Source organism: Pseudomonas sp. s4, from assembly GCF_046764235.1.
Taxonomy (GTDB): domain Bacteria; phylum Pseudomonadota; class Gammaproteobacteria; order Pseudomonadales; family Pseudomonadaceae; genus Aquipseudomonas; species Aquipseudomonas asiatica.
In genome coordinates this window covers 5,821,521-5,847,264 of the sequence record NZ_CP177209.1, presented here as the reverse complement: position 1 = coordinate 5,847,264, position 25,744 = coordinate 5,821,521, and the positions used below count along the sequence as shown (strand labels likewise).

The 25,744-nt window shown below is 64.6% G+C and carries 29 protein-coding genes and 2 pseudogenes; 8 read left to right on the top strand and 23 right to left on the bottom strand.

Annotated elements, in window-relative coordinates:
- Positions 1-190: 190 nt before the first annotated feature.
- The 9 genes from ACK56M_RS27160 to ubiE form a co-directional block, all read right to left on the bottom strand.
- Positions 191-898: a 16S rRNA (uracil(1498)-N(3))-methyltransferase gene (locus ACK56M_RS27160; RefSeq protein WP_054572184.1), complete on the bottom strand. Its 708-nt coding sequence runs from the start codon at positions 896-898 to the stop codon at positions 191-193.
- Positions 895-1,683, bottom strand: coding sequence for a twin-arginine translocase subunit TatC (gene tatC, locus ACK56M_RS27155; protein WP_013974546.1), 789 nt, complete (start codon positions 1,681-1,683; stop codon positions 895-897). Before tatC ends, ACK56M_RS27160 begins: the two co-directional genes overlap by 4 nt.
- Positions 1,680-2,057: a Sec-independent protein translocase protein TatB gene (tatB, locus tag ACK56M_RS27150; RefSeq protein ID WP_003259854.1), complete on the bottom strand. Its 378-nt coding sequence runs from the start codon at positions 2,055-2,057 to the stop codon at positions 1,680-1,682. The genes tatC and tatB overlap by 4 nt, the downstream gene beginning before the upstream one ends.
- 3 nt (positions 2,058-2,060) lie before the next feature.
- A complete protein-coding gene (locus ACK56M_RS27145; protein WP_003259853.1) occupies positions 2,061-2,333 on the bottom strand; it encodes a twin-arginine translocase TatA/TatE family subunit in 273 nt (90 codons plus the stop codon).
- 153 nt (positions 2,334-2,486) lie between these two features.
- Positions 2,487-2,822 (bottom strand): phosphoribosyl-ATP diphosphatase, encoded by a 336-nt coding sequence (locus tag ACK56M_RS27140; RefSeq protein WP_015272093.1) that lies wholly within the window; start codon positions 2,820-2,822, stop codon positions 2,487-2,489.
- A gap of 1 nt (position 2,823) precedes the next feature.
- Positions 2,824-3,216 (bottom strand): phosphoribosyl-AMP cyclohydrolase, encoded by a 393-nt coding sequence (hisI, locus tag ACK56M_RS27135; protein ID WP_013974544.1) that lies wholly within the window; start codon positions 3,214-3,216, stop codon positions 2,824-2,826.
- Positions 3,217-3,288: 72 nt separating this feature from the next.
- On the bottom strand, positions 3,289-4,908 hold the full coding sequence (gene ubiB / locus ACK56M_RS27130) for a ubiquinone biosynthesis regulatory protein kinase UbiB (protein ID WP_015272092.1): 1,620 nt from the start codon (positions 4,906-4,908) through the stop codon (positions 3,289-3,291).
- Positions 4,905-5,528 (bottom strand): SCP2 domain-containing protein, encoded by a 624-nt coding sequence (locus ACK56M_RS27125; protein WP_003259850.1) that lies wholly within the window; start codon positions 5,526-5,528, stop codon positions 4,905-4,907. The genes ubiB and ACK56M_RS27125 overlap by 4 nt, the downstream gene beginning before the upstream one ends.
- Positions 5,528-6,298 carry a bifunctional demethylmenaquinone methyltransferase/2-methoxy-6-polyprenyl-1,4-benzoquinol methylase UbiE gene (gene ubiE, locus ACK56M_RS27120; protein WP_013974541.1) on the bottom strand — a complete coding sequence of 257 codons (771 nt, stop codon included), beginning with the start codon at positions 6,296-6,298 and terminating at the stop codon, positions 5,528-5,530. Before ubiE ends, ACK56M_RS27125 begins: the two co-directional genes overlap by 1 nt.
- Positions 6,299-6,422: 124 nt before the next feature.
- Here ubiE and ACK56M_RS27115 point away from each other — a divergent pair, with 124 nt between their 5' ends.
- The 4 genes and pseudogenes from ACK56M_RS27115 to ACK56M_RS27100 form a co-directional block, all read left to right on the top strand.
- Entirely contained in the window at positions 6,423-6,698 is a 276-nt protein-coding gene (locus ACK56M_RS27115) for a polyhydroxyalkanoic acid system family protein (RefSeq protein ID WP_015272091.1), read from the top strand.
- Between the two features lie 123 nt (positions 6,699-6,821).
- Entirely contained in the window at positions 6,822-7,241 is a 420-nt protein-coding gene (locus tag ACK56M_RS27110) for a phasin family protein (protein ID WP_015272090.1), read from the top strand.
- Positions 7,168-7,590 (top strand): annotated as a pseudogene (locus tag ACK56M_RS27105) (phasin family protein); the annotation flags it as partial. The gene ACK56M_RS27110 and the pseudogene ACK56M_RS27105, both read left to right, overlap by 74 nt.
- A gap of 87 nt (positions 7,591-7,677) precedes the next feature.
- Positions 7,678-7,989, top strand: a pseudogene (locus tag ACK56M_RS27100) (hypothetical protein); the annotation flags it as partial.
- Positions 7,990-8,155: 166 nt separating this feature from the next.
- Here ACK56M_RS27100 and ACK56M_RS27095 read toward each other — a convergent pair.
- From ACK56M_RS27095 to gshB, 14 genes are all read right to left on the bottom strand, one after another.
- Positions 8,156-8,770 (bottom strand): TetR/AcrR family transcriptional regulator, encoded by a 615-nt coding sequence (locus ACK56M_RS27095; RefSeq protein ID WP_025340913.1) that lies wholly within the window; start codon positions 8,768-8,770, stop codon positions 8,156-8,158.
- A 13-nt stretch (positions 8,771-8,783) separates the two neighbouring features.
- Complete coding sequence (phaC, locus tag ACK56M_RS27090) at positions 8,784-10,466, bottom strand: class II poly(R)-hydroxyalkanoic acid synthase (RefSeq protein ID WP_024087840.1); 1,683 nt, start codon at positions 10,464-10,466, stop codon at positions 8,784-8,786.
- A 52-nt stretch (positions 10,467-10,518) separates the two neighbouring features.
- Positions 10,519-11,370, bottom strand: a complete 852-nt coding sequence (gene phaZ, locus ACK56M_RS27085) for a poly(3-hydroxyalkanoate) depolymerase (protein ID WP_015272086.1) — start codon at positions 11,368-11,370, stop codon at positions 10,519-10,521.
- A gap of 63 nt (positions 11,371-11,433) precedes the next feature.
- The gene (gene phaC / locus ACK56M_RS27080) at positions 11,434-13,113 is read right to left on the bottom strand and encodes a class II poly(R)-hydroxyalkanoic acid synthase (protein WP_015272085.1); all 1,680 of its coding nucleotides are present in this window, start codon (positions 13,111-13,113) and stop codon (positions 11,434-11,436) included.
- A 269-nt stretch (positions 13,114-13,382) separates the two neighbouring features.
- Positions 13,383-13,760, bottom strand: coding sequence for a gamma-butyrobetaine hydroxylase-like domain-containing protein (locus tag ACK56M_RS27075; RefSeq protein ID WP_003249306.1), 378 nt, complete (start codon positions 13,758-13,760; stop codon positions 13,383-13,385).
- A gap of 170 nt (positions 13,761-13,930) precedes the next feature.
- On the bottom strand, positions 13,931-15,274 hold the full coding sequence (gene hslU, locus ACK56M_RS27070) for an ATP-dependent protease ATPase subunit HslU (RefSeq protein WP_015272084.1): 1,344 nt from the start codon (positions 15,272-15,274) through the stop codon (positions 13,931-13,933).
- Positions 15,275-15,350: 76 nt separating this feature from the next.
- Positions 15,351-15,881 (bottom strand): ATP-dependent protease subunit HslV, encoded by a 531-nt coding sequence (gene hslV / locus ACK56M_RS27065; protein ID WP_003249309.1) that lies wholly within the window; start codon positions 15,879-15,881, stop codon positions 15,351-15,353.
- 213 nt (positions 15,882-16,094) lie between these two features.
- Complete coding sequence (locus ACK56M_RS27060) at positions 16,095-17,366, bottom strand: dihydroorotase (protein WP_015272083.1); 1,272 nt, start codon at positions 17,364-17,366, stop codon at positions 16,095-16,097.
- On the bottom strand, positions 17,363-18,367 hold the full coding sequence (locus ACK56M_RS27055) for an aspartate carbamoyltransferase catalytic subunit (protein ID WP_003257774.1): 1,005 nt from the start codon (positions 18,365-18,367) through the stop codon (positions 17,363-17,365). The genes ACK56M_RS27060 and ACK56M_RS27055 overlap by 4 nt, the downstream gene beginning before the upstream one ends.
- Positions 18,368-18,379: 12 nt before the next feature.
- The gene (gene pyrR / locus ACK56M_RS27050; RefSeq protein WP_015272082.1) at positions 18,380-18,898 is read right to left on the bottom strand and encodes a bifunctional pyr operon transcriptional regulator/uracil phosphoribosyltransferase PyrR; all 519 of its coding nucleotides are present in this window, start codon (positions 18,896-18,898) and stop codon (positions 18,380-18,382) included.
- Positions 18,899-18,947: 49 nt separating this feature from the next.
- On the bottom strand, positions 18,948-19,385 hold the full coding sequence (gene ruvX, locus ACK56M_RS27045) for a Holliday junction resolvase RuvX (RefSeq protein WP_013974530.1): 438 nt from the start codon (positions 19,383-19,385) through the stop codon (positions 18,948-18,950).
- Positions 19,385-19,954 carry a YqgE/AlgH family protein gene (locus tag ACK56M_RS27040; RefSeq protein WP_015272081.1) on the bottom strand — a complete coding sequence of 190 codons (570 nt, stop codon included), beginning with the start codon at positions 19,952-19,954 and terminating at the stop codon, positions 19,385-19,387. The genes ruvX and ACK56M_RS27040 overlap by 1 nt, the downstream gene beginning before the upstream one ends.
- Positions 19,955-20,132: 178 nt before the next feature.
- Positions 20,133-21,038 carry an energy transducer TonB gene (locus ACK56M_RS27035; protein ID WP_013974528.1) on the bottom strand — a complete coding sequence of 302 codons (906 nt, stop codon included), beginning with the start codon at positions 21,036-21,038 and terminating at the stop codon, positions 20,133-20,135.
- A gap of 91 nt (positions 21,039-21,129) precedes the next feature.
- Positions 21,130-22,083, bottom strand: a complete 954-nt coding sequence (gene gshB / locus ACK56M_RS27030; protein ID WP_015272080.1) for a glutathione synthase — start codon at positions 22,081-22,083, stop codon at positions 21,130-21,132.
- Between the two features lie 212 nt (positions 22,084-22,295).
- Here gshB and ACK56M_RS27025 point away from each other — a divergent pair, with 212 nt between their 5' ends.
- The 4 genes from ACK56M_RS27025 to ACK56M_RS27010 are packed head-to-tail and all read left to right on the top strand — an operon-like array spanning position 22,296 to position 25,727.
- Complete coding sequence (locus ACK56M_RS27025) at positions 22,296-22,697, top strand: response regulator (RefSeq protein ID WP_003257770.1); 402 nt, start codon at positions 22,296-22,298, stop codon at positions 22,695-22,697.
- A 47-nt stretch (positions 22,698-22,744) separates the two neighbouring features.
- The gene (gene pilH, locus ACK56M_RS27020) at positions 22,745-23,110 is read left to right on the top strand and encodes a twitching motility response regulator PilH (protein ID WP_003257768.1); all 366 of its coding nucleotides are present in this window, start codon (positions 22,745-22,747) and stop codon (positions 23,108-23,110) included.
- Complete coding sequence (locus tag ACK56M_RS27015; RefSeq protein ID WP_003257767.1) at positions 23,107-23,661, top strand: chemotaxis protein CheW; 555 nt, start codon at positions 23,107-23,109, stop codon at positions 23,659-23,661. Before pilH ends, ACK56M_RS27015 begins: the two co-directional genes overlap by 4 nt.
- An 11-nt stretch (positions 23,662-23,672) precedes the next feature.
- Positions 23,673-25,727: a methyl-accepting chemotaxis protein gene (locus ACK56M_RS27010; RefSeq protein ID WP_015272079.1), complete on the top strand. Its 2,055-nt coding sequence runs from the start codon at positions 23,673-23,675 to the stop codon at positions 25,725-25,727.
- Positions 25,728-25,744: the final 17 nt, after the last annotated feature.

Sequence of the window (25,744 nt, the reverse complement as noted above, 5' to 3'; positions counted from 1 at the left end):
CAGGGTCAACAGCAGCACCAGGCCGAAGCCCAGCCCCAGTTTGCGATTGACGCTCACATTGCCCAATGATTGGGCGAACCATTGATACATGTACGACTCCCCGGCGCCTTGGCAGCACGATTAATTGTTGTGTTGCCAAGACAATCGGCCTGGGGAAGGGAAACTTTATGGGTAAAAATTGACTAGAGTGTCAGAAAATCCGTGAAAGCAGCGCTGTCACCGCGGTCTCGACCCGCAGGATGCGGTCGCCCAGCTGGACCGGAGCCAGGCCTGCCTTGCCCAGCAGGTCCACCTCGTAGGGGATCCAGCCGCCCTCCGGGCCGATGGCCAGGGTCACGTGCTGCTCCACGGCGCGCGGGCAGGCGGGGTAGGGGCCGGGGTGGCCGACCAAGCCCAGGGTGCCTGCGGCGATGGCCGGCAGGCGGTCTTCGACGAACGGTTTGAAGCGCTTCTCGATGATCACTTCGGGCAGCACGGTGTCGCGGGCTTGTTCCAGGCCCAGGATGAGGTTCTCGCGAATGCTGTCCGGGTGCAGGAACGGTGTTTGCCAGAAGCTTTTCTCGACCTTGTAGCTGTTCAGCAGGATCAGCCGCGGCACGCCGAGGGTGGCCACGGTCTGGAACAGCCGGCGCAGCATTTTCGGCCGAGGTACGGCCAGCACCAGGGTCAGCGGCAGCTTGGCCGGTGGCTGCTGGTCAAAGGCGACTTCCAGTTCGGCTTCGTGCTTTTCCAGGCGCAGCACCGTGGCCTTGCCCATCAGGCCGTTGATTCGCCCCACGCGCAGGTTGTCGCCCACCGCCACACGGTGGATGTCCTGCATGTGGGTGAAGCGCCTATCTGCGAGGACGACGCGGTCGGCCGAGACGAAGTCGGCCTCTTCAAGGAGCAACAGGTTCACGGTTGGGTCGCTGGTGGCTGGTCGTTGTGGTCGTTGGCGGTTTCGTCGTGGGCGCTGCGCTTGCGGATCAGACTGCCGCACAGCACGCCGATCTCGAACAGCAGCCACATGGGTACGGCCAGCAGGGTCTGGGAGAAGATGTCCGGCGGGGTAAGGACCATGCCGACCACGAAGCAGCCGATGATCACGTAGGGGCGAATCTTCTTCAGGTACTTCACGTCGACCACGCCGATCCATACCAGCAGCACCACCGCCACCGGGATTTCGAAGGCCACGCCAAAGGCGAAGAACAGCGTCATCACGAAGTCGAGGTAGCTGGCGATGTCGGTCATCATCGACACGCCTTCTGGCGTGGCGCTGGCGAAGAAGCCGAAGATCAGCGGGAACACCAGGAAATAGGCGAAGGCCATGCCGGCGTAGAACAGGAAGATGCTCGACACCAGCAGCGGAATGGCAATGCGCTTTTCATGGCGGTACAGCCCGGGTGCGATGAAGCCCCAGATCTGCTGGAGGATGAACGGAATCGCCAGGAACAGCGAGACGATCATGGTCAGCTTGAACGGCGTGAGGAACGGCGATGCCACGTCGGTGGCGATCATCGTGGCATTGGCCGGCAAGTGCTCGCGCAGCGGTGCGGAGACCAGGGTGTAGATCTGCTGGGCGAAGGAGAACAGCCCGGCAAAGATCAGGAAAATGACGGCAACGCAGCGCAACAGGCGGGTGCGCAGTTCGGTCAGGTGCGAAACCAGCGGCATTGGCTGGTCGTGTTCCGGATTTTCGCTCATGGGGCTCGCGGCGGTTGAGGCGGTTCAGAAGGCGTGGCCGGGGCGGCAGCGGTCTCGACCGGCCTGGCTTCGAGCCCGGCGGGGGGCTGAACGGTTGCGGTGGTGACAGGCGGCTGCGCCGGTGGCGTCATCGGGTTGAGGATGCGCTTGGCTTCCTCTTCCATCTGCAGGATGTGCTCGTTGTGCAGCTGGCGGCGGATTTCGTCGGCGCCGATTTCGCGCTCCACTTCCATCTTGATGCTGTTGAAACTGCGCTTGAGCCGGCCGATCCACAGGCCTGCCGTGCGCGCGGCACCGGGCAGGCGCTCGGGGCCGAGCACCAGCAGGGCGACCAGGCCGACGAGCAGCAGCTCGCTGAAACTGATGCCGAACATGGGTCAGTCTTTCCGCTGCGGCTCTTGGACCGGCTGGGCCTGGCCTTCGATGGTGTGGCCCTGGTTCTGCTGGGCAGTGTTCTGCACCGGTGGAACGGGTTGGGCAGGCGGCGGGGTCTGCTCGGCTGGCTTGTTCTCTTCGTCACTCATGGCCTTGCGGAAGCCCTTGATCGACTCACCCAGGTCACTGCCGAAGTTCTTCAGCTTCTTGGTACCGAACACCAGGACCACGACCACTAGCAGGACGATCCAGTGTTTCCAGTCAAAGATACCCATTTCGTACTCCTGAAAAATGTGTGTTGGCCCTATCGGGGCTGCATTGCAACCATTGTGGGAGCGGGTTCACCCGCGAAGAATGCAACGCGGTGTATGGCACCGGCTTTGCCGGTGTTCGCGGGTGAACCCGCTCCCACAGGCCCCGAAAATACGTCAGGCAGCAGGCGTTCGTGCAGCCTTCTCATCATGCCCGGAAAGCCCGAAGCGGCGTTCCAGCTCATCGAGCACGGCCTGCGGATGCTGGCCCAGCGCGCTGAGCATTACCAGGCTATGAAACCACAGGTCGGCGGTTTCGTAGATGACATCGCTGTAATCCTTGCTGACCGCGGCGTCCTTGGCGGCAATGATCGTCTCGACCGACTCTTCGCCGAGCTTTTCGAGGATCTTGTTCAGGCCCTTGTGGTACAGGCTGGCCACGTAGGAGCTGTCGGGGGCCGCTTGCTTGCGTTCTTCAAGCACTTCGGCCAGGCGGTTCAGGGTGTCGCTCATGTCAGTGTCCTGCGCTGTAGATGGCATCCGGGTCTTTCAGGACCGGGTCGACGGTTTTCCACTGGCCGTCTTCGAAGACGCGGTAGAAGCAGCTTTCACGGCCGGTATGGCAGGCGATATGGCCCAGTTGCTCGACCATCAGGATGATCACGTCGGCATCGCAGTCCAGGCGCATTTCATGCAGCTTCTGCACATGCCCGGATTCCTCGCCCTTGCGCCACAGCTTGCCACGCGAACGCGACCAGTAGATGGCGCGTTGCTCGGCGGCGGTCAGGGCCAGCGATTCGCGGTTCATCCAGGCCATCATCAGCACGCGTCCGGTCTTGTGGTCCTGGGCGATCGCCGGTACCAGGCCCTCGCTGTTCCACTTGATCTCGTCCAGCCAGTCTTTCATCGTCGACTCCAAAGCGGGCCCGCTCCTGTGCCGGGCCCTTTGCGCTAGTGTGCCAGCCATGGGCGCGGCTGGCTATTGGCGCACGATCAGGTAAAGGCCGGCGGCCAGCATCAGCCAGGCCGGCCAGGCGGCAGGGGCGGCCAGGCTGGTGGCTGCGGCGGCACCAGCGGCCAGTACCGCGCCCCCGCCGAGCAGGCCGGCGCCGAGCAGGCGCAGCGCCCAGCGGTCGCCCTGGCGGCGCCGCTCCGGCAGTTGCGGATCGTGCAGGTGCGGTTGCGACAGGCGCTCGAGCAGGTCGCGGGCCATGTCGGCCAGGTGCGGCAGTTGCTCGACCTGGCTGTGGATGTTGCCGAGCACGGCCTTGGGGCTCATGCGGTCGCGCATCCAGCGCTCGAGGAATGGCTTGGCGGTGCTCCACAGGTCCAGGTCTGGGTACAACTGGCGGCCCAGGCCCTCGATGTTGAGCAGGGTTTTCTGCAGCAATACCAGCTGCGGCTGCACTTCCATGTTGAAGCGCCGGGCGGTCTGGAACAGGCGCATCAGCACCTGGCCGAAGGAAATATCCTTTAACGGTTTTTCGAAGATCGGTTCGCACACGGTGCGGATCGCCGCTTCGAACTCGTTGACCTTGGTGTGCGCCGGCACCCAGCCCGAGTCGATGTGCAGTTGGGCGACGCGGCGGTAGTCACGCTTGAAGAAAGCGATCAGGTTGCGCGCCAGGTAGTCCTGGTCCTCGGCGGTCAGGCTGCCGACGATGCCGCAGTCGATGGCGATGTACTGCGGGCTCCATGGTTTGACAGTGCTGACGAAGATGTTGCCCGGGTGCATGTCGGCATGGAAGAAGCTGTCGCGGAACACCTGGGTGAAGAATACCTCCACGCCTCGTTCGGCCAGCAGCTTCATGTCGGTGCGCTGATCGGCCAAGGTGGCCATGTCGGTCACCGGCACGCCGTAGATGCGCTCCATCACCAGCACCTTGGGGCGGCACAGGTCCCAGTACACCTGGGGCACGTACATCAGCTCGGAACCTTCGAAATTGCGCCGCAACTGGCTGGCGTTGGCCGCTTCGCGCAGCAGGTCGAGCTCGTCGTAGATGGTTTTTTCGTAGTCGCCGACGATTTCCACCGGGTGCAGGCGGCGGGCGTCGGCCGAAGCGCGCTCGGCGGCCTTGGCGATCAGGAACAGCCAGGCCAGGTCCTGGGCGATCACCGGCTTCAGGCCCGGGCGCACCACCTTGACCACCACTTCCTCGCCACTTTTCAGGCGCGCAGCATGCACCTGGGCCACCGAGGCCGAGGCCAGTGGTTCGACGTCGAAGCGGCTGAAAAGTTGCGTTACCGGGGCGCCCAGCTGCGCCTCGATCAGTGCCACGGCCTGCTTGGGGTCGAACGGCGGCACGCGGTCCTGCAGCAGCATCAGTTCATCGGCTATGTCGTTGGGCAGCAGATCACGGCGGGTGGACAACAACTGGCCGAACTTGATGAAGATCGGCCCCAGGTCCTGCAGGGCCAGGCGCAGGCGCGCGCCTCGGTTGAGCTCTGACGGCTTGCGCGGCAGCCAGCGCCACGGCATCAGCAGGCGCAGGCTCATCAGCCACCAGGGCAGCGGCAGGTCGAACAGCAGGTCATCGAGACGGTAGCGAATCACCACACGCTGGATGCGAAAAAGACGGCGGACGGCGAGCAGCTTCATGCGTTATCGCTGGTATCAAGGGATCGGGAGAGGCGCTTGAGGCGCGCCTCGAGGCGTTCTGTATCGAGCTTCAGGGTATCGAGCTCGCTGAAGGCGGCTTCGGCTTCGCGCTTGCCGACCAAGGTACGGGACTCTTCGGCCAGGTACTCGGAAAGGTTCTGGCTGAAGCGCGCCAGGCCCTGGCGGGTCCAGCGTGCGCGCAGGCGGATGTGGCCGGCCAGCAGCGCCGTGGCGACCGGGCCAAGCCAGCGTTGCAGCTCGTGCTCCCAGTCCAGCTCCAGGTCCTGCAGCACACCGAACAGGTCGAGCAGCACGGCGCTGTCGCCATGCAATTCGACTTGCGGGCTGTGCAGCACGGCGGTCTTGTCCCTGGCCAGGGCCAGTTGCGCCAGGCTGCCGGCCGGGGCGCGCAGGCTGCAGTCGACCTCGCCTTGCCAGTGGGCGGCGAGCATCAGGCCCTCTTCATCGGGCAGGATGAAAACCTGCAAGGCCGGCTGGCGGCAGTCGATCTCGATGACCTTGCCCTCCAGCGCGGCCAGCCGCGGCAGGGCCGTGCTGTCCATGCGCAGGACGCGGTTCAGGCCATGTTCGGCGCTGGCGAGCAGCCCGGCCAGCAGCATCAGGGCTTGATCCCCCGATGCACGGCAACGATGCCGCTGGTCATGTTGTGGTAGGTGACCCGGTCGAAACCGGCCTCGACCATCATGGCCTTCAGGGTTTCCTGATCGGGGTGCATGCGGATCGACTCGGCGAGGTAACGGTAGCTCTCCGAATCGTTGGTGATCAGCTTGCCGGCCAGCGGCATGAAGGCGAACGAGTAGGCGTCGTAGGCCTTGGACATCAGCTTGTTGGTCGGCTTGGAGAACTCCAGCACCAGCAGGCGACCGCCTGGCTTGAGCACGCGCAGCATCGAGCGGATGGCTTCGTCCTTGTGGGTGACGTTGCGCAGGCCGAAGGCGATGGTCACGCAGTCGAAGTGGTTGTCCGGGAATGGCAGCTTCTCGGCGTCGGCCTGAACGAACTCGATGTTGCCGGCCACGCCACGGTCGAGCAGGCGGTCACGACCGACCTTGAGCATCGATTCGTTGATGTCGGCCAGCACTACCTGACCGGTCGGGCCGACCAGCCGCGAGAACTTGGCGGCCAGGTCGCCGGTACCGCCGGCGATGTCCAGTACACGATTGCCGGCGCGTACGCCCGACAGCTCGATGGTGAAGCGCTTCCACAGGCGGTGCATGCCGCCGGAAAGCACGTCGTTCATCAGGTCGTACTTGGCCGCTACCGAGTGGAACACCTCGGCGACTTTCTTCGCCTTCTGGCTTTCAGGGACGTCCTGGTAACCGAAATGGGTGGTGGGTTCGGCGTGGTCGCCTTTGCGCTGGTCGTTCATATCGCTTCACCGGAAAAAATTACCGCCATTCTAGGGCGAACGGGCAGATTTGTCTTGGCGGGGTGTGCCAGTGGGCAGGGGCGGGCATAATGCCCATTATGTCTTCATCTTCAGGAACACCCGCATGACCCAGATCAGCGTCGAACGCAAACATTCCCTCGGCCGCGATGCCGCCCGTGCCAAGGCTGAAGCGCTGGTCGACAAACTGACCCGCGAATACGACCTCAAGGCCACCTGGAACGGCGACAGGGTCGACGTGGCGCGCAGCGGTGCCAACGGCAGCGTGCACATCTTCGATGACCGCATCCGCGTCGAATTGAAGCTGGGCATGATGCTGTCGATGATGAGCGGCACCATCAAGGGCGAGATCGAGCGGGCGCTGGACAAAGCCCTGGCCTGACCCCTTCCGGGGGCCATGCTCGTTCACCTTAGGGTGAAGATTCTAATTTCCCTCTCTACCTTGTGCTCAAGCCCAACCTCCATGGGCGGTTTATCCTCCACTCATGAGCATGAGGTACAGAGCATGGCCAAAGTGACTGTGAAGAAAAAGGACGACGCCCCGGGCACGCTGGGCGAGGTGCGCGGCTACGCGCGCAAGATCTGGCTGGCGGGCATCGGCGCCTATGCGCGTGTGGGCCAGGAAGGCTCCGACTACTTCAATGAGCTGGTCAAGGCCGGCGAAGGCGTCGAGAAGCGTGGCAAGAAGCGCATCGACAAGGAGCTCGATGCTGCCAACAATCAGATCGAAGAAGCGACCCAGGAAGTCAGTCGCGTACGCGGCAAGGTCGAAGTTCAACTGGACAAGATCGAAAAAGCTTTCGACGCGCGGGTAGGTCGCGCCTTGAATCGCCTTGGCATTCCGTCTAAACATGACGTTGAGGCGTTGTCCATCAAGCTTGAACAGCTGCACGAGCTGCTCGAGCGCGTCGCGCACAAACCATAAGGAGAGCAGGATGGCTGGCAAGAAGAATTCCGAGAAAGAAGGCAGCTCCTGGGTCGGCGGGATCGAGAAGTACTCCCGCAAGATCTGGCTGGCGGGGCTTGGTATCTATTCGAAGATCGACCAGGACGGCCCGAAGCTGTTCGACTCGCTGGTGAAGGATGGCGAGAAGGCCGAGAAGCAGGCGAAGAAGACCGCCGAAGATGTTGCTGAAACTGCCAAGTCGTCGACCACTTCGCGTGTGTCGGGCGTGAAGGACCGTGCGCTGGGCAAGTGGAGCGAACTCGAAGAGGCCTTCGACAAGCGCCTGAACAGCGCCATCTCGCGCCTTGGCGTGCCGAGCCGCAACGAGATCAAGGCCCTGCACCAGCAGGTGGACAGCCTGACCAAGCAGATCGAGAAACTTACCGGCGCTTCGGTTACCCCGATTTCGTCGCGCGCTGCGGCCAAACCGGCTGCGAGCAAGGCGGCGGCCAAGCCACTGGCCAAGACGGCAGCGGCCAAGCCTGCGGCGAAAACTGCGGCGGCCAAGCCGGCGGCCAAGACTGCTGCGGCGAAACCTGCTGCCAAGACTGCAGCGGCCAAGCCTGCGGCGAAACCGGCAGCGGCCAAGCCGGCTGTGGCGAAGAAGCCTGCAGTGAAGAAGGCGCCGGCCAAACCGGCGGCCGCCAAGCCGGCAGCTCCAGCGGCCAGCGCCGCTCCGGCCGCTAGCGCAGCTCCGGCACCAACCGCGGCTCCGGCCAGCAACCCGCCTTCGGCACAAACAGGCACCGGTACCCTGATCTGATACCGCGTCGCCTTCTTCGCGGGTAAACCCGCTCCCACAGGTACTGCGCCGCTTGTAAGCTCTGCACCGTACCTGTAGGAGCGGGTTCACCGGCGAATGCGTCGGCTGCCGCAATACATTCCAGTCAGGCTTACCCCTCCAGATACCGCACCGCCAACTGCTCCGCCGCCCCCCGCGCCTGGGCCTGCAGATGCGGCGCCACCAGCATCATCACCTGGTACACCACAATCCCCACATCCCCCTCGCGCCCCAGTACCCGCTGGTAATCCAGCGAGAACATCAGTGTCAGGGTGATCTGCTCCACCAGTTGTCCCAGCGCCTGGGTCTCGCTCTCTACCAGCCCCTGGCCTTTGAGGCTGGCCAGCAACGCTGCCAGTGTGCGCTTGAGTGCGTTGATCAGGCTGCGCATGCCGCGGGCCAGTTTGGGCAGGCGCCCGGTCAGGTTCGACAGGTCCTGGAACAGGAAGCGGTACTGCGCCATGCGTTCGACGATCAGGTGCAGGAACAGCCAGTAATCCTCGGCATCCAGGCGTACCTCCAGCGGCGGGTCGAGCAGGGGCATCAGCGCTTCTTCAAAGCGCTCGAACAGCCCCAGCACCAACGGCTCCTTGCCGTGGAAGTGGTAGTAGAGGTTGCCGGGGCTGATGCCCAGTTCGTTGGCAATTTCCAAGGTGGATACGTTCGGTTCGCCTTGCTGGTTGAACAGCTGCAGGGCGCATTCCAGGATACGGTCGCGAGTCTTCATCCAATTGGCATGCTCATCGAGTCAGCACGTAGGTACCCGGCGCGGGGCCCAGCGGTGGGTAGGTGGCATTGCCCAGTTCGCTGCGTGGTGCCTTGAGCGGGCCGGAGCGCGGGGTGATCCACTCCAGCCACAACGGCCACCAGCTGCCTTCGCTGCGCTTGGCGTCGTGGAACCAGGCACGGGGGTCGCTGGACAGCTTGGGGTTGGCCAGGTAATAGGCCTTGGGGTTGCCGGGCGGGTTGATGATGCTCTGGATGTGCCCGCTGTTGGCCAGCACGAAGCGACGGTCGCCGCCCAGCAGCAAGGCCGAGCGGTACACCGCATCCCACGGGGTAATGTGGTCGTTGCTGCCGGCTACGGTGAAACTGTCCAGATCGACCTTCTGCAGGTCGATGGGGGTGCCGCATACCTCCAGGCCGGCTGGGTGAGTCAGCGGGTTGAGCTTGAAGAAGTCCAGCAGGTCGCCATGCAGCGCGGCGGGCAGGCGCGTGCTGTCGGCGTTCCAGTACAGGATGTCGAAGGCTGGTGGTGTCTTGCCGAGCAGGTAGTTGTTGACCCAGTAGTTCCAGATCAGGTCGTTGGGCCGCATCCAGGCAAAGATCCGCGCCACCTCGGCGCCATCCAGCACGCCGCGTTGGTAGGAGCGGCGCTTGGCGGCTTCGATGGTCTGCTCGTCGGCGAACAGGCTGGCGGGGCTTTCGAACTTGCTGTCCAGAAGGCTGACCAGGTAGGTGGCGCTGCGCACCCGACGCAGCTGGTGCTTGGCCTGCAGGTGACCCTGCAGCGCGGCCATGGTCAGGCCGCCGGCGCAGGCACCCATCAGGTTGGGGTCGCGGTTGCCGCTGATGCTGCGGCAAGCGTTGAGCGCTTCTTCCAGGGCCTGCACGTAGCTCGACAGGCCCCATTCGCGGTGTCGCGGGTCGGGGTTGCGCCAGCTCACCATGAACACCTGCAGGCCGCTCTTGAGCATGTACTGGACGAAGCTGTTGGTCGAGCTGAGGTCGAAGATGTAGAACTTGTTGATCTGTGGCGGCACTACCAGCAGTGGCCGGGCGTGCTGCTTTTCGCTCATCGGCTTGTACTGGATCAGCTCCAGCAGCTCGTTGCGAAACACCACGGCGCCGGCGGTTGCAGCCAGGTTGCCGCCCACTTCGAAGGCGCGCTCGTCGACCTGGCGTGGTAGGCCATCGTTGTGGCGCAGGTCATCGAGCAGGTGGGCCACGCCGCGTACCAGGCTCTGGCCACCGCTGTTGAACAGTTCCTTGACCGCCAGCGGGTTGAGCAGCGAGTTGCTCGGCGCCAGTGCATCGTTGATCAGGTTGAACAGGAAGTGCGCACGGGCCCGGTCATCGTCGTCCAGGTGGCTTTCCTCGATCCACAGGCGGGTCTGCTTCTGCCAGGCCAGGTAGGCTTGCAGGCCGCGCCGGTAGAACGGGTTCTGGCTCCATGTCGGGTCGCTGAAGCGCGGATCGCGCGGGTTCGGCTGAAACGGTGTGTCACCCAGCATCACCCTGCCCAGCTGACCACCCAGGGCCAACAGGTGATGCGCGGTGTGCAGCGGGTGACGCAGGCTTTGGCGGCTGACATTGCGCAGCGTGGAAATCAGGTCACGGCCGCGCAGGCCGAGGATGGCGTTCTGCACGTTCATGCTGGTGGCGGGAAGCGTTGTCGTTCCTTTGGCCGTTTTGTCTTTCATGGCAACACTCCCTCGTTCTAACCATGGCGCCGCTTCGCGGGCAAGCACGCCCCTACACGCCCGAAACCGGGCGAGGGTGCATGACAGCGCGCTGACGCTCTTGCTGAAGGAACTTCATGATGATCGGGGCGACGGCCTCGGCCCGGGTGATCAGGAACAGATGGCCGTCGTCGATAATGTGTAGCTGGGCATTGGGAATTCGCCAGGCCAGCAGGCGCATGTTGATCAGCGGGATCAACGGGTCGTCGTCGCCTGCCAGCACCAGGGTCGGCTGCTGGATCTTGTGCAGCCAATGGATGCTGGTCCAGCCAAGCCCGGCGAACAGCTGCCAGTAGTAGCCCATCTTGCCGCCGGATCGCACCTTGGCGGCGTGCTGCATGGCCAGGTCCGGGTCACGCCGGAAGCCGCCGCCATAGATCGTCGGCGCAATGCGGATGACATGCGACGGCTGCACGTAGCGCCGCGGGCTGGCCATCATCCACAGCACCTTGGGCTTGCCCGGCACCATCACCGCACCGGCGGCAGTGGCGGCCAGCACCAGCTTCTTGCAGCGCTCGGGGTAGTCGTGGGCGAACTGCTGGGCCAGGGCGCCGCCCCAGGACACACCGATGACATTGACCTGGCCATAGTCGAGGTAGTCGAGCATGCGTGCCGTCAGCTTGGCCAACCCGGGAAAGCGGTAAGGGTGGCGCGGCGTGGACGAGCCGCCGACCCCGGGCACATCGAAGGCGATGACTTCCAGGTCCGGGTCCAGCGCCTCGATGAACGGAAACACCAGCTCCAGGTTGGCGCCGATGCCGTTGAAGATCAGCAGCGGCGTCAGGTGCGACTTGCCCGGGCGGACGGCGGTGCGGATGGACTGGTTGTCCAGCTCGACGGTCCTGAAGATATAGGGTTGCGGCATGCGCGTGACTCATGGGGTGAAATGAACACCGTGGCGCCCCGCAGGGGGCCACGGCGCTGCAGCTCAACGCTCGTGAACGTAGGTGCCCGGGGATGCCTCGCCAGCGGCATAGGCACGGTTGCCCAGGCGGGTCGGTGCCTTTTTCAGCTCGCCGGCACGTTCGCCCAGCCAGCTTTGCCAGTGCAGCCACCAGGAGTCCGCATGCTTGGTAGCGTTTTCTTGCCAGGCCACCGGGTCACCCGGGCGATCGGCACCGGTCATGAAGCGCGCCTTGGGGTTGCCTGGCGGGTTGAGGATGCTCTGGATATGGCCGCTGTTGGACAGCACGAATTCGATCTTGCCGCCGAACAGGTGCGCCGAGCGGTAGCACGACTGCCAAGGGGTAATATGGTCATTGGTGCCGGCGAGGCTGTAGATGTCGCATTTGACCTGTTTCAGATCGATCGGAGTGCCGCACACTTCCAGGGCGTCCGGGCGCGTCAGCGGGTTGCTCTTGAACATCTCGATCAGGTCGCCATGGAAGGCGGCCGGGAGGCGCGTGGTGTCGTTGTTCCAGAACAGGATGTCGAACACCGGCGGCTCGTTGCCGAGCAGGTAGTTGTTGACCCAGTAGTTCCAGATCAGGTCGTTGGGGCGCATCCAGGCGAACACCTTGGCCATCTCGCTGCCTTCGAGCACGCCGGCCTGGTAGGAGTGGCGCTTGGCGGCCTCCAGGGTCTGCTCGTCGACGAACAGGGCGACCTGGTTGTCCATGGTGGTGTCCAGCACGCTGACCAGCAGGGTCAGGGCATTGACCTTGTTCTCGCCGAGCGCGGCATAGTGGCCGACCAATGCCGTGCAGGTGATGCCGCCGGAGCAGGCACCGAGCATGTTCAAGTCCTTGCTGCCGGTTATCGCCAGCACCGCGTCGACCGCCTCCTTGAGCGCATCGATATAGGTGGACAGGCCCCATTCGCGCTGGGCTTTGGTCGGGTTGCGCCAGCTGATGATGAAGGTCTGCTGCTGTGAGCGCAGGCAGTAGCGCGCCAGGCTCTTTTCCGGGCTCAGGTCGAATACGTAGAACTTGTTGATTTGCGGCGGCACCACCAGTAGCGGGCGGGCATGCACCTGCTCGGTGATGGGGCTGTACTGGATCAGCTCCAGCACATCGTTGCGGTACACCACGGCGCCTTCACTGGTGCCCAGGTTCTTGCCCACCTCGAAGGCGTCCATGTTCACCTGGCTGGGCATGCCGCCGTTGTTGACCAGGTCCTTGGCCAGGTTGGACAGGCCATCGAGCAGGCTCTTGCCGCCTGTTTCGAAAAAGCGTTTGACCGCTGCCGGGTTGGACAGGGTGTTGGTCGGCGCCATGGCTTCGGTCATCAGGTTGATGACGAACTGGCCACGGCTGATGTCTTGGGGCGAAAGGTCACTGCTGCCGATCCAGTCCTGCAGCTCCTTGCGCCAGGCCAGATAGGTTTGCAGGTAGCGGCGGTAAAGTGGGTTGTTGCTCCATGCCGGGTCATTGAAGCGACGGTCGTCGCTTTCCGGGGCAAGGCTGGACTTGCCCAGCAGCACGTTCTTCAGCTCCAGGCCAAAGTGGGCCACATGCTTGGCGCTGTGCAGCGGTTGGCGCACGGCCTGGCGCAGCACGGTGCGTGCCGAGCTCAACAGGTCCTTGCGACGGATACCGATGACCGGGTTCAGCCCCAGGGTGTTTTCCGAGGCCTGCCGCTGCAGCTCATCGTTGTTCTTGTTACTCATCTACGACGCTCCGTTGTCCTGAGACGAGTACCGGTTTCTGTGGCGGGTGCACAGTTCTGAGCCCGGTACTGCTACTCGGGTGACCAGTGATAAGGAACAGCGGTGCTGCGAGGGTTCTGGCTACCTGCAATTTGATGCAGGGAACTTGCCACCCCCCATTGGTTACCCGACTTTCATGTAATGCGCAAGACAGCCCGTCACTGGGCTGTCTGTAAGGTATTCAAACAAATGAATTTAGAAAATGCGCTCTAAATCCTGAAGGCCTTGCGCTAGAGCATGAGTTTGACCACCGACTCGGCGGGGTCGCGGGATTTGCCGGCCTTGTGCAGTTCGTCGAGGTACTCGGCCCACAGCTGTTCCTGGCGCAGGCACAGCTGCTCGAGGTATTCCCAGGTGAACAGGCCGCTGTCATGGCCGTCGTCGAAGGTCAGTTTCAGTGCGTATTGCCCGGCAGGTTCCAGCCCGCTGAGGCCGACGTTGATCTTGCCGAACTGCAGGATGGGGTTGCCGTGGCCCTGAACCTCGGCGGAGGGGGAGTGCACGCGCAGGAATTCGGCGGGCAGGTGGTAGACCTCGCCGGGGGCGTAGGTGAGGCTGAGGGTTTTCGAGGCTTTGTGCAGGTTGATGGCGGTGGGCAGGCGGGCCATGGGCGGAATCTCTCGGGAGCTGATGGTGCACAGCTTCAGGAGATTCGGGGGATTGTGCAAGGGGCTGCTTTGCAGCCCATCGCGACACAAGGCCGCTCCGACAGGAGATCGCGTTACCTTGTAGGAGCGGCCTTGCGTCGCGATGGGCCGCAAGGCGGCCCCCTGCGGTCTTACAGGATGTAACGCGACAGGTCTTCGTTCTGCGCCAGCTCACCCAGGTGGCTGTTCACATACGCCGCGTCGATCTGGATCGGCGCTTCGTCATGGGTGCTGGCCAGGTCGCCAGCGCTGAACGACACCTCTTCGAGCAAACGCTCGAGCAGGGTGTGCAGGCGGCGGGCACCGATGTTCTCGGTCTTCTCGTTCACCTGGTAGGCAATCTCGGCCAGGCGCTTGATACCGTCGGCGAGGAACTCGATATTCAGGCCTTCGGTCTTGAGCAGGGCCTGGTACTGTTCGGTCAGCGACGCGTGCGGCTCCTGCAGGATGCGCTCGAAGTCTTCCGGGGTCAGGGCCTTGAGCTCCACACGGATCGGCAGGCGGCCTTGCAGTTCGGGCACCAGGTCGCTCGGCTTGCTCAGGTGGAACGCACCCGAGGCAATGAACAGGATGTGGTCGGTCTTGACCATGCCCAGCTTGGTGTTGACGGTGCAGCCTTCGATCAGCGGCAGCAGGTCGCGCTGCACGCCTTCACGGGACACGTCGGCGCCGCCAACATTGCCGCGCTTGGCAACCTTGTCGATTTCGTCGATGAACACGATGCCGTGCTGCTCGACAGCTTCCAGGGCCTTGGCCTTGAGTTCTTCCTCGTTGACCAGGCGGCTCGCTTCTTCATCGCGAACCATCTTCAGCGCCTCTTTAACCTTCAGCTTGCGCGCCTTGCGCTTGCCTTTGCCCATGTTGGCGAACAGGCTCTGCAGCTGGTTGGTCATTTCTTCCATGCCGGGCGGCGCGGCAATTTCGACGCCCACGGCATCGGCCACTTCGATCTCGATTTCCTTGTCGTCCAGCTGGCCTTCGCGCAGGCGTTTGCGGAACAGCTGGCGGGTGTTGGAATCGGTGCTGGTCTGCGCGGCTTCTTCGGCGAAGCTGCTGACCCGCGCCTGCGGCAGCAGGGCGTCGAGGATGCGGTCTTCGGCGGCGTCTTCGGCGCGGTGGCGCACGCGGATGATCTCTTGCTCACGCAGCATCTTCAGCGCGGCATCGGCCAGGTCGCGGATGATCGACTCGACGTCGCGGCCCACGTAGCCCACTTCGGTGAACTTGGTGGCTTCGACCTTGAGGAACGGCGCGTTGGCCAGCTTGGCCAGGCGGCGGGCGATTTCGGTCTTGCCGACGCCGGTAGGGCCGATCATCAGGATGTTCTTCGGGGTCACTTCGGCGCGCAGCTCGGCGGGGAGCTGCATGCGCCGCCAGCGGTTGCGCAGGGCGATGGCCACGGCGCGCTTGGCGTCGTCCTGGCCGATGATGTGGCGGTTGAGTTCGTGGACGATCTCGCGGGGGGTCATGGACATGATGAAAATGGTCCTCGGGCGGAATGAATCAGCGTGGAAAAACCCCATCACCGGGATGAGGCGCCAGAACAGCTGATCAGTCGGCCAGGTCCTGCTCCTCGATGGTCAGGTTGTGGTTGGTGAACACGCAGATGTCGCCGGCGATGTTCAGGGCGGTCTCGGCGATTTCACGGGCCGAGAGGTCGGTCTTGTTCAGCAGGGCGCGGGCTGCGGCCTGGGCGTAGGCGCCGCCGGAACCCATGGCGATCAGGCCGTCTTCGGGTTCGACCACGTCGCCGTTGCCGGTGATGATCAGGGAGGCGTCCTTGTTGGCCACGGCCAGCATGGCTTCCAGGCGGCTCAGGGAGCGGTCGGTACGCCATTCCTTGGCCAGCTCGACGGCGGCGCGGACCAGGTGGCCCTGATGTTTTTCAAGCTGGCCTTCAAAGCGCTCGAAAAGGGTGAACGCATCGGCGGTGGCGCCGGCGAAGCCCGCGATGACCTGGCCGTGGTACAGGCGGCGCACCTTCTTGGCGTTGCCTTTCATCACGGTGTTGCCGAGGGATACCTGGCCGTCGCCGCCCATGACGACTTTGCCGTTACGGCGGACAGAAACGATGGTGGTCAAGGGGAGAGTCTCCACGCAGCGGGGCGAAAGTGCCTGATGCAGACTCATATGGGGGTGGGGGGAAGGATTTCAACCGTGGGGGATGAATGGTAGGTGTTCCCTTGTACTGGCCTCATCGCCGGCAAGCCAGCTCCCACACGGATATCACAGGCATTGAGGGCAGTGATTTCCTGTGGGAGCTGGCTTGCCGGCGATGAGGCCAGTGAGGGTTACTCAGGCCTCGTGGCAGACATGCCCATCGACCAAGGTATAACGCACCGCACCCGGCAGGCAGTGGCCGATGAACGGGCAGTTCTCACCGCGGGAGAACCACTGCTCGCCGGCCACGGTCGAGGCTTGCGGGTCGAACAGCACCAGGTCGGCCGCGCCACCCACTTTCAGCTCGCCGGCCGGCAGGCGCAGGGCCGCCGCCGGGCCGCTGCTCAGGCGGGCCAGCAAGGTTGGCAGGTCGAGCAGGCCGTCCTGCACCAGGGTCATGGCCAGCGGCAGCAGCAGCTCGACGCTGCTGATGCCCGGCTCGGTGGCGCCGAACGGGGCCAGCTTGGCGTCGCGCTCGTGCGGCTGGTGGTGGCTGGAAATCGCCTGGATCACCCCCGACTTCACCGCCGCACGCAGGCCGTCACGGTCGGCGGCGGTGCGCAGCGGTGGCTGCACGTGGTACAGGCTGGAGAACTCACGCAGCGACTCGTCGGTAAGGATCAGTTGGTACAGCGCCACATCGGCGGTCACCGGCAGGCCAAGCTGCTGGGCCTGCTCGATCAGCCGCGCGCCACGGGCGCTGGTGATCTGGGTGAAGTGCGCACGCACGCCGGTCTGTTCCACCAGCAGCAGGTTGCGCGCCAGGGCCACTGTCTCGGCGGTTTCCGGAATGCCCGGCAGGCCGAGGAAGCTGGCCATGGCACCTTCGTGGGCCAGGCCACCCTGGGCCAAGTCGCGGTCCTGGGAGTGGAACACCACGGTCAGGTCGAAGGTGGCGGCGTATTCCAGGGCGCGGGCCAAGGTACGGTTGTTGGGGATTTCCTTCAGACCATTGCCGAAGGCCACGCAGCCGGTGTCGCGCAGGGCCACCAGCTCGGCCAGTTGCTCGCCTTCCAGGCCCTTGGTCAGGGCGCCGATCGGGTAGACCTTGCTGTTGGCGGCCTCGCGGGCGCGGTCAAGGATAAGCTCGGCCACGGCCGAGGTGTCCAGCACCGGCTTGGTCTGCGGCGGGCAGCACAGGCTGGTGACACCGCCGGCGACGGCGGCGCGGGTTTCACTGGCGATGTTGCCTTTGCGGCTGTAGCCCGGCTCGCGCAGGGACACGCCGAGGTCGACCAGGCCGGGTGCGGCGACCAGGCCATCAGCCTGGATCGTGCGGCTGGCGCTGAAGCCGGCCGGGGCTGCACCGATGGCGGCAATGCGGCCGCCGTCCAGGTGCAGGTCGGTGACCTGGTCCAGGCCGCTGTTCGGGTCGATGACCCGGGCGCCGAGAATACTGATGGTCACTGGGCGTTCTCCTGGTCGAATTGACGTTGCGCGTTCTGCCCGCTCATGGCCATGGACAGCACGGCCATGCGCACGGCGATGCCGTAGGTGACCTGGTTGAGGATCACCGAGTGCTTGCCGTCGGCCACCGCCGACTCGATTTCCACGCCGCGGTTGATCGGGCCCGGGTGCATGACGATGGCGTCGGGCTTGGCCCCGGCCAGGCGCGCGGTGGTCAGGCCGAACAGGCGGTAGAACTCGCCTTCGCTGGGCAGCAGGCCGCCGGCCATGCGCTCACGCTGCAGGCGCAGCATGATCACCACGTCGACGTCCTTCAGGCCTTCGGCGAGGTCCGTGTAGACCTTCACGCCGTACTGCTCGATACCGATCGGGATCAGGGTTTTCGGGCCGATCACGCGGATGTCCGGGCAGCCCAGCGCTTTGAGCGCCAGCATGTCGGAGCGGGCCACGCGCGAGTGCAGGATGTCGCCGACGATGGCCACCGACAGGTTCTCGAAGCTGCCCTTGTGGCGGCGGATGGTGAGCATGTCGAGCATGCCCTGGGTCGGGTGCGCGTGGCGGCCGTCACCGCCGTTGATCACGGCAACTTCCGGGCACACATGCTCGGCGATGAAGTGCGCGGCCCCGGAATCGGAGTGACGCACCACGAACATGTCGGCGGCCATGGCTTCGAGGTTGCGCAGGGTATCGAACAGGGTTTCGCCTTTGCTGGTCGAGGAGGTCGACACGTTCAGGCTGATCACGTCGGCCGACAGGCGTTGGGCCGCCAGTTCGAACGTGGTACGGGTACGGGTGGAGTTCTCGAAGAACACGTTGCACACAGTCTTGCCGCGCAGCAACGGGACTTTCTTCACGGCCCGGGCACCGACTTCCAGGAAGGAGTCGGCGGTGTCGAGGATCTCGGTGAGCAGTTCGCGGGGCAAACCGTCGAGCGAGAGGAAGTGGCGCAGCTGGCCCTGATCATTGAGCTGCAGCGGGCGCTTGGCGTCGATTGGCGTCATCGCGGGGGACTCTTAAAGGGCGGAAGCGGAGGCGAGGTCCTGGCGCTCGAGGGCGAGCGGTGCGGGTCCGGTCAATTTTACCCGTTCATGGGGGGGCAGCGACAGGGTGGCGCCGAGTACATTCGGGCGGATTGGCAGTTCGCCGGCATCCAGGTCCAGCAGGCAGACCAGGGTGACGCTGGCCGGGCGGCCATAATCGAACAGTTCGTTGAGCGCGGCGCGTACCGTGCGGCCGCTCATCAGCACGTCATCCACCAGCACCAGGTGCTGGCCCTCGACCTCGAACGGCAGCTCGGACGGGCGCACTTGCGGGTGCAGGCCGTTCTGGCTGAAGTCGTCGCGATAGAACGAGACGTCCAGAGTGCCCATGGGGCTGGTGTCGCCCATGGCTTCCTGCAGGGCCTGGGCAACCCAGACGCCGCCGGTGCGGATACCGATGTAGCGCGGTTCGGTAATTGCCCGGCGCGCCAGGTGGGCACGAAGGTCGACAGCCATCTGCCGAATCAGGTCGGCGGGATTGGGTAGGCTCATTGCGGGCTCCTCGGAAGGGTGCGCCGGGCGGGGCCGGCGGCAAAGATGATCAGGTATTGGCCTCCAGCCAGCCTTGCAGCAACAGGGCGGCGGCGATGGCATCGACCGGGTTGTCGCGGTAGCTGCCGCGCTGGCCGCCACGGGCCATGCGCTCGCCCTTGGCCTCGAAGGTGGTCAGGCGTTCGTCGTGGGTGTGCACGGGCAGGTTGAAGCGGCCGTTCAGGCGGCGGGCGAACTTTTCTGCGCGGGCGCTCATTTCGCTGGGGGTGCCGTCCATGTTTAGCGGCAGGCCGACGACGATGGCGTCGGGCTTCCATTCGGCAATCAGCTTTTCCACCTGGGCCCAGTCCGGCACGCCGTTCTGTGCTTTCAGTGTGCAAAGCTCGCGGGCCTGGCCGGTAACCACCTGGCCGACGGCTACGCCGATCTGTTTGCTGCCGTAGTCGAAGCCCAGCAGCAGACGCAGTTCAGGGTGCAGTTCGGCCATCAGGCGTGGCCCGCCTGGCTGGTCAGCAGGTTCAGGTTGATCCCCAGGCTAGCGGCGGCGGCTTCCAGGCGCAGGTCGCTGGTCAGGCCGAAGATGATTTCCGGGTCGAACGGGCAGTTGAGCCAGGCGTTGTCGGCAAGCTCCGCTTCCAGTTGGCCCGCTTCCCAGCCGGCATAGCCCAGGGTGATCAGGCTCTGTTTCGGGCCTACCCCGGCGGCGATGGCAAGCAATATATCCTGCGAGGTGGTCAGCGACAGCCCTTCCAGCGCCACGGTGGCCTGGAAACTGCATTCGCTGCTGTGCAGTACGAAGCCACGGTCGGTCTGTACCGGGCCACCTTGGTAGATCGGCACCTGCAAGGTGCTGGCCGGTGGCATTTCGTCCGGGCGCAGCTGCTCGAGGATGTCGGCCAGGTTCAGCTCCTGCGGCCGGTTGACCACCAGGCCCATGGCGCCATGGGCGTTGTGCTCGACGATGTACGTGAGGGTCTGGGCGAAGTTCGGATCGGCCATGTGTGGCATGGCGATCAGGAACTGATGCTTGAGGTAGCTCGGCGTGAGGGTTTTCATGGGGGATAGTGTGGCGCCAGGTGGCGAGGCTGACAAGGTGCTCGGCATGGCTGTTTTGGGGCTGCTGTGCAGCCCATCGCCGGCAAGCCAGCTCCCACACCGATCGCATCGATCTCAAGCCACATGCTATCCCTGTGGGAGCTGGCTTGCCGGCGATGGGGCGCGAAGCGGCCCTGATTCAGTTACTGGACAAACGGTCCCCACGGGCAAAGCGCCAGGTGCGGATGATCTCCAGCCGGTCAAACTCGGCCAGGTCCCCGGTAAACGGCGCAAACGGCGCCGCCAGCCGCACGATGCGCTGCGCCGCCTGGTCAAGCACCGGTTGCCCGGACGACTCCAGCACCAGTACCTCGTACAGCGAGCCATCGCGGTTTATCGACACCATCATGCGCAGGTTGCCGTAGATCTGTTGCCGGCGCGCTTCATCGGGGTAGTTCAGGTTGCCCACCCGCTCGACCTTCTTGCGCCACTCCTCCTTGTACCAGGCACCCTTGTCGCGCATGGTCGAGGCGGCGTTGAGCCGATGGATGCGCGGGCGCTTGGCGTACATCTGCTGTTCGTTGGACAGCTCCGCCTCCAGGCTGGCGATCTGGCTGGACAACTGCGAGCTGTCGAAGTCCGGTGCCGGGGCTGCCGGCTTGGGCTGCGGTTTGCTTTCCCTGGGTTTGGGCTCGACCTTCTGCGGCTTGGGCGCCGTGGTCACTACCGCCGACTTCTGCGGGACAGGGGGCGGTACCACCTCGGGCTTCGCGGCGGGTGGCGGGGTGATCTTGTTGATCTTGCTGTCCTGGAACGGTGCCAGTTCGGTGGTCTTGGGCACCGCTTTCTTGTCCAGGGTGCCGCTGCCCTGCTGGTTGTCCTGGGCCTGGAAATCGGCCTTCTCCGGCGGTTTCTCGCTCTTGAAGGTGGCCAGGGTGATGTCCATGGTGTGGCGGATTTCTGCAGGCTTGACCACGCTGAAGCCGACGCCGAGGATCAGCGCCAGGTGCACCAGGGCAGCCAGGAACAGGGTAAAGCCGAGCCGGTCCACCGGGCGAACACGGGGGGGCAGCAGGTCGGCGGGGATGTCAGCGGGCAGCGTCATCGGGTTTCCAGCAACCGCAGGGCGGGGCAGCAGGCCAGGCTAAAAGGACCCGCATCATACCCCACTCTGGGTTGTTGCCGTGCGTCGGCGGTCAGCGCGCCTTCAGCTGGCGATCAATGGCATCCATCAATTGCCCGCCGATATCGGTGTTGTAGGCGGCATCGATCTCGCGGATGCAGGTGGGGCTGGTGACGTTGATTTCGGTGAGGTAGTCGCCGATCACGTCCAGGCCCACGAACGTCAGGCCCTTCTCGCGCAGGGTCGGGCCGACCTGGGCGGCGATCCAGCGGTCGCGGTCGGTCAGCGGGCGTGCTTCGCCACGGCCGCCGGCGGCAAGGTTGCCACGGGTCTCGCCGCTGGCCGGGATACGCGCCAGGCAGTAGTCCACCGGCTCGCCGTCGATCATCAGGATGCGTTTGTCGCCGTCCTTGATCTCGGGCAGGTAGGCCTGCGCCATGATCTGCTGGCCGCCGTGCTGGGTCAGGGTCTCGAGGATCACCGACAGGTTAGGGTCGTCCTTGCGGTGACGGAACACCGAGGCGCCGCCCATGCCGTCCAGCGGCTTGAGGATTACGTCACCACGGCTGTCGGCGAACTCGCGCAGGATGTCGACACGGCGGCTGACCAGGGTAGGCGCCATGCACTGCGGGAACTGGGTGGCGAACAGTTTTTCGTTGCAGTCGCGCAGGCTCTGCGGGCGGTTGACCACCAGTACCCCCTCGCGCTCGGCCTGCTCCAGCAGGTAGGTGCTGTAGACGAACTCCATGTCGAAGGGCGGGTCCTTGCGCATCAGGATCACGTCCAGCTCGGCCAGCGCGCTGTCCTGCTCCTCGCCCAGCTCGAACCAGCGGGCCGGGTCGGCAAACACTTTCAGCGGGCGCATCTGCGCACGGGCCTGGCCGGCGCCCAGGTACATATCTCGCTGTTCCATGTAGAACAGGCTCCAGCCGCGCGCCTGTGCGGCCAGCAGCATGGCCAGCGAGCTGTCCTTCTTGTAGGAGATGGACGCGATGGGGTCCATGACAATGCCGAGGCGAACGCTCATGGGGTGGTTCCTCTTGGCGGCACGTGGCCGCGATGGATCGAAAGAAAAGTGGCTCAGGGTGGCGCCGTGAACGCCGCCGGTCAAGGGGCGCCGCAGATGGAACGGCCACCCGGAGTGTGCTAAAAATGCCAGTCATAGCGCTATACAACAGGCCTTTGGGGCTGCGCAGCAGCTCCAGGAATTCGGCATAAGCAGCGACGGTAGCCCAAGTGATGGAACAACCCCTGAAGGTGATGGTGATCGACGACTCGCGCACGATCCGCCGCACCGCACAGATGTTGCTCGGTGAAGCGGGCTGCGAGGTGATCACCGCCAGCGATGGCTTCGATGCCCTGGCCAAGATCGTCGACCACCAGCCCAGCATCATCTTCGTCGATGTGTTGATGCCGCGCCTGGACGGCTACCAGACCTGCGCGGTGATCAAGCACAACAGTGCCTTCAAGGACACCCCGGTCATTCTGCTGTCGTCACGTGACGGCCTGTTCGACAAGGCCCGCGGCCGGGTGGTCGGCTCCGACCAGTTCCTGACCAAACCGTTCAGCAAGGAAGAACTGCTCGACGCGATCCGCGCCCACGTGCCCGGTTTTGCCGCAGCCCAACAACACGCACCCTGACCGCGCCTCGCCATGGCACGGTCTTTCTTTCCTGATGGGGAACCAGCATGGCCCGAGTTCTGATTGTCGACGACTCGCCGACAGAGATGTACCGATTGACCGAATGGCTGGAAAAGCACGGCTACCAGGTGCTCAAGGCCAACAACGGTGCCGATGGCGTGGCCCTGGCACGGCAGGACAAGCCCGACGCGGTGTTGATGGACATCGTGATGCCCGGCATGAACGGCTTCCAGGCAACCCGTCAGCTCAGCAAGGACCCGGAAACCAGCACCATCCCGGTGATCGTGGTCACCACCAAGGACCAGGAAACCGACCGTATCTGGGCCACGCGCCAGGGCGCTCGTGACTTCCTGACCAAGCCGGTGGAAGAGGACGCGCTGATCGCCAAGCTCAAAGAAGTGCTCGGGGCTTGACCACCCGCCCGCAGGGCGCGTCGCTGACCGCCTTCGAGTTGTTGCTGGACATCGACCGGCGCTGCCGCCTGCTGGTCGCCGACCAGCCGCCGCAGGACAACCGCCTGCAACAGTGGAGCGGCATCGGCTTCCGCATAGCCGGGCAATGGTTCGTCGCGCCCATGGGCGAGGTTGCCGAGGTGCTGCGCGAACCGCGCAGCAGCCGCGTCCCCGGCGTGCAGCCGTGGGTGTGCGGGGTAGCCAACCTGCGCGGACGGCTGCTACCGGTGATGGACCTGAGCAGTTTCTTCGGCCTGGGCCACGCCGCCCCGGGCAAGCAGCGGCGGGTGCTGGTGCTGGACCACGAGGACCTGTTCGTCGGCCTGCTGGTAGACGAGGTGCTGGGCCTGCAGCACTTTGCCCTCGACAGCCTGCAACTGTCGCCGCCACAGCCCCTGATCCGCGCCGCTGCACCTTTCGTGCAGGGGCACTTCCCGCGTGAACGCAACTGGGCGATCTTCAGCCCCTTCGCCCTGGCCCAGGCGCCGGGCTTTCTCGATGTGGCGTTATAGGACCTGCGAACGTGAACAAGCCTGCCACCCCCGTCACCACCGTGACCCCACGTACCCGCAGCATCGCGCAGATCACCGTGCTGTTCCTGATCCTGATCCTGTCGATCATTCTGCTGTTCGCCAACTTTGCCTACCTGAACACCCAGTCCAACTACGACAAGCAGTACATCGGCCACGCCGGCGAACTGCGGGTGCTGTCGCAGCGCATCGCCAAGAACGCCACCGAAGCCGCCACCGGCAAGGCCCTGGCCTTCAAGCTGCTGTCGGACGCGCGCAACGATTTCGAACGGCGCTGGGGCTACCTGCGTGAAGGTGACAAGTCCACCGGCCTGCCACCTGCGCCGCCCATGGTGCGTGACGAAATGGAAGCGGTACGCCGCGACTGGGAAAACCTGCGCAAGAACACCGACACCATCCTGGCCAGCGAGCAGACCGTGCTGTCGCTGCACCAGGTGGCGGCGACCCTGGCCGAGACCGTGCCGCAGTTGCAGGTGGAATACGAGAAAGTGGTCGAGATCCTGCTGCAGAGTGGCGCCCCGGCCAGCCAGGTGGCGGTGGCCCAGCGCCAGTTGCTGCTGGCCGAACGCATTCTCGGCTCGGTCAACACTGTGCTGGCCGGTGACGACGCCGCGGCCCAGGCGGCGGATGCCTTCGGCCGCGATGCCGGGCGCTTCGGCCAGGTGCTCGAGGGCATGCTCAGTGGCAACGCGGCGATCCAGGTGACCCGTGTCGAGGACGCCGATGCCCGTGCGCGCCTGGCTGAAATTGCAGAGCTGTTCCAGTTCGTTGCCGGCTCGGTGGATGAAATCCTCGAAACCTCGCCGGAACTGTTCCGCGTGCGCGAGGCTGCGGGCAACATCTTCAGCCTGTCGCAAACCCTGCTCGACGAGGCCTCGCACCTGGCCAACGGTTTCGAGAACCTGGCCGGCGGGCGCACGCTCGACACCGTCGGCGGCTATGTCCTGGGCCTTCTGGCGCTGGCTTCGATCATCCTCATCGGCCTGGTCATGGTACGCACCACCAACCGCCAGCTGCGTGAGACGGCGGAAAAGAACGAACGCAACCAGCAGGCGATCATGCGCCTGCTCGACGAAATCGAAGAGCTGGCTGACGGCGACCTGACCGTGACCGTATCGGTGACCGAAGACTTCACTGGCGCCATTGCCGACTCGATCAACTATTCCGTGGACCAATTGCGCGACCTGGTCGCCACCATCAACCACAGTGCCATGCAGGTCGCTGCCGCCGTGCAGGACACACAGAACACCGCACGCCAGCTGGCCAAGGCCTCTGAACACCAGGCCGAGCAGATCAGCGAGGCTTCCGAGGCGGTTGGCGACATGGTCGAATCGATCGACCGGGTTTCGGCGCATGCCTACGAGTCGGCCAAGGTGGCCGAGCGCTCGGTGGCGATCGCCAACAAGGGCAACGAGGTGGTGCACAACACCATCAACGGCATGGACAACATTCGCGAACAGATCCAGGACACCGCCAAACGGATCAAGCGCCTCGGTGAGTCTTCCCAGGAAATCGGCGATATCGTCAGCCTGATCGACGACATTGCCGACCAGACCAACATCCTCGCCCTCAACGCGGCGATCCAGGCCTCGCTGGCCGGCGAGGCCGGCCGTGGGTTCGCCGTGGTCGCCGACGAAGTGCAGCGCCTGGCCGAGCGCTCGTCATCGGCCACCCGGCAGATCGAAGCGCTGGTGCGCACCATCCAGGCCGACACCAACGAGGCGGTGATCTCCATGGAGCAGACTACCGCCGAGGTGGTGCGCGGTGCCCGCCTGGCCCAGGATGCCGGGGTGGCGCTGGCCGAGATCGAAGGCGTCTCGCAGAACCTCGCCGACCTTATCCACAGCATCTCCGATGCCGCCCAGCTGCAGACTTCGTCTGCCGGGCAGATCTCCCACACCATGGCGGTCATCCAGCAGATTACCGCGCAGACCTCCGCCGGCTCCGGCGCCACTGCCGACAGCATCCGCCACCTGGCACGCATGGCCAGCGAGATGCGCCGTTCGGTGTCCGGGTTCACCCTGCCGCCACCAGCAGAGCCCAAGTGAAGAGCCCTACTGATGAG